The 3,393-nt window shown below is 46.5% G+C and carries 2 protein-coding genes; both read right to left on the bottom strand.

The features are described from left to right. The coding region (locus H6S82_RS25000) for a transglycosylase domain-containing protein (RefSeq protein ID WP_242057102.1) at positions 1–1,301 on the bottom strand (1,301 nt) is incomplete at its 3' end. Between the two features lie 294 nt (positions 1,302–1,595). Then, a partial coding sequence (locus tag H6S82_RS24995) for an ATP-binding protein (protein ID WP_199317954.1) occupies positions 1,596–3,393 on the bottom strand: 1,798 nt, incomplete at its 5' end.

The following is a 3,393-nucleotide window of genomic DNA, read 5'->3' as shown; positions in this document are numbered from 1 at the left end:
CCTACGCTTACTTTTTCCAATACCCGCACTGCCGGAATGTTGAGCGAATTGGCTAAGGCAATGCGAACTCTTACCGGGCCTTGAAAAGTTTCGCTATAATCTTGAGGGCTGTAAATTTTGGCTCCGGGAATCGCATAGCGAGTCGGTACATCTGCTAAAATTGTATTGGGGCGAATGATGCGTTTCTCTAAGGCTAATTCGTATAAGAATGGTTTGAGGGTTGAACCGGGTTGACGCAGTGCTTGTACGCCGTCGTTCCGTCCTATTTGCGTTTCGTTAAAATAATTGGGGGAACCAACATAAGCTAGTACTTCTCCAGTGCGATTATCGATAACTAAAGCGGCTGCGTGATGCACGTTGTTAGGCGCGAGGCTACGAATGACTTCTTGCACTTGCGCTTCGACAAATTGTTGCAAAGGACGATCGATTGTTGTGCGAAGATTGCCAGCATGAGTTACTTTTAAATTGCCATTATCTAATTCATTGGCTACCCAAAATAAAAAATGAGGGGCGGCGAGGATACCTTGCTTGCGAAGTTGAATAGTAATTTTTTCAGATAAGGCTCGATCGGCTTCAACACGACTGATATATTTATCTTTTACCATGCGATCGAGTACGTAAGTTTGTCGGCGCTTCAGTCCTGATAAATTATGATAAGGATTGAGATTGCTAGGATCGTTCGGTAAGGCAGTAAGTAAACTCGCTTGTCCTAAATTTAAATCGCTGGCAGGTATGCCAAAATAAACGCGAGCGGCTGCTTCCACACCATAGATGTTACCGCCCATCGGTAAGCGATTGAGATAAGCAGAAAGGATTTCATCTTTACTCATTCCTGCTGTTAAGCGCCAAGATAACCAAATTTCTTTTATTTTTCCTGCCAATGTGCGCGGTACGGGGTCGAGCATTCGCGCTAGTTGCATGGTGATGGTAGAAGCGCCGGAGACAATTCTTTTGGCTTTAATTGCTTGCAGGATTGCCCTGGCGATCGCTTTCAGATCCAGCGCCCCATGCTGATAAAATCCCCTATCTTCGGCGGCGATGATGGCATTTTTGAAATGCGGAGAAATCTCGTTTAAGGGTACAACTGCGGTATGCTCTTGGTTACGGCTGAGCAATGTTCCTAATGGTAAGCCGTTGCGATCGCTAAATTCGATCGCTTGTCGGTCTTGCATCAAATCCCTGGCACGAATGGGAACAAGATATGGTATAATTCGCACAGTTGTAACAAACAATGCTATAATGACTGTAGCTTGTACGATTCTTTTTTGAATCGGAGTTAGTCTGCGGTAAAGTTTCTGCAAAATTCCACATCCTCTTTGACATTATAATTATTAGTTAATAACTCCAAACAGCTTTTGGCTTTCCCGTTTTTATGATATAATAAAAAACTTTTATAATAAACCCGAAAACCATAAATTTTTATTTCTTTTCTCCGGATCGCCTCATATTGTACTCGGTTGCATTGATAGTGCATGAGTGATGGGAAAAATTTTCTGTTGCCATCGAAGGTTAATTTTTTACCGCAGATGTAGGCAGATAAACGCAGCCCATAGCAGATAAAATAGGGATTTTTTGACTTTCGTCCGGTCAGACGACTATGGATTGTTCTTTTTCCCCTCTGCTCCTCTACTCCTCTGCTTTTCTGCTGTTAAGGATAGAATTGTTTTTATTAACTCGGCGGGATCTACAGGTTTAGGAAGATGTCTATTAAATCCGGCGGAGATCGCTTGCTGTCGATCGTACTCTCCGGCGTAAGCAGTCAGTGCGATCGCCGGAATTTGCCCTCCCATTTCTGGCAGTCGAGACCTCACCTGACGCATCAGCATATAGCCATCCACCTCTGGCATTCCGATATCGCAAATTAAAATATCCGGCTGAAATTCTTTAAGCAGGAACAATGCTTCTGCTGCGGATGCAGCTGCTTTTGCCAGCGATCCGTATTCAGCCAAAACAGTAACCCCTAACTCTCGCATATCCGGTTCATCATCTACAATTAAAATCCGCAAACCGCTCAAGCTGCCAATTTCAGTAGAGGCTTGATAGTTCTGAGTTGCCTCAAAAGCAGTCACCAGCAGTGGCAAAGTGACTGTAAAAGTCGCTCCCTGACTGATTCCCAGACTTGACGCCCGCACAGTGCCGCCATGCAATTCAGCTAAATGACGCACGATCGCCAATCCAAGTCCCAATCCCCCAAATTTGCGGGTTGTGGTGCCATCTGCCTGCCGGAAGTACTCAAATACATGGGGCAAAAAATCCGGACTGATACCCATACCATTATCTTTTACCTGAATTTGGGCATAGCAGTCAACGCATTCCAATCGTACTTCTATCGTTCCACCTGCTGGTGTGAACTTGACAGCGTTCGAGAGTAGGTTCCAAACTATTTGTTGGAGTCGGCCTGAGTCACCGGAAATCAGAGCTTGTTTTGCAGAAAAAATAGTTTGAATTTGAATTTTTTTCGCTTCTGCTGCTAGCAGCACCGTTTCCAAAGCGGCTTCTATTATATTTGCTAAGTTGACGGGGGCAAAGTCCAAGACTACTTTGCCGCGCAGGATGCGAGAAACATCGAGTAAATCTTCAATTAATTGCGTTTGCAACTTGGCATTGCGTTCGATTGTTTCTAAGGCTTTGGTTGTGGTTTTTTCATCTAATTTGCGGGTTCGCAATAAGTTAGTCCAGCCCAAAATGGGATTGAGGGGCGATCGCAATTCGTGGGAAAGTACGGCCAGAAATTCATCTTTGATGCGATTGGCAGTTTCTGCTTCTGTGCGTGCCGCTTGTTCCCTGGCTAAGAGTTCCTCTCGTTCCCGCTCTGCCTGCTTGCGATCGCTAATATCCTGGAAGGTGACTACACCTGCAATAATTTGCCCCTCTCGATCGCGTATGGGTGCAGAACTTATCTCCATGACGCCATAAGTACCGTCACCCCGGAGAAACTGAATTTCTTCCCCACTCACCACTTCACCGCTGCCGATCGAGCGTGCGATCGGCCACTCTTGGGGCTGATAAAGCCGTCCGTCTGGATGAAAACCCTTGTACTCGCGGTATTGCTCGACTTGAGTAGATGCGACAAATGGATGACGCCAGATTTCCCGTACCCGATCGTTCCCCAAAATCAGCTTACCGGAGGGAGCTTCCCCAATAATTACCCCTGCTGGCATCTGCTGCAAAACTGCTTCCAGAAATGCTCGTTCTGCCTCCAGCTGTTTGAGCAGATCCTCACTACGCTGCCGCGCCAGCACCTGTTCCGTCACGTCTTGCACCACACCGATCATTCCCAAAACCTGACCCGCAGCATCGTACTGGGCGCGTCCCTTTGCAGAAACCCAGCACTGTTCCCCCTGCGGACGGATGACTCGGTATTCAATATCGTAGTCGCCGCCAGAAGCGATC

This window comes from Planktothrix sp. FACHB-1355, assembly GCF_014748295.1.
GTDB lineage: Bacteria > Cyanobacteriota > Cyanobacteriia > Cyanobacteriales > Aerosakkonemataceae > Aerosakkonema > Aerosakkonema funiforme_A.
Note: the sequence above shows the minus strand (reverse complement) of the source record. Positions and strands in the feature narration are given on the sequence as shown.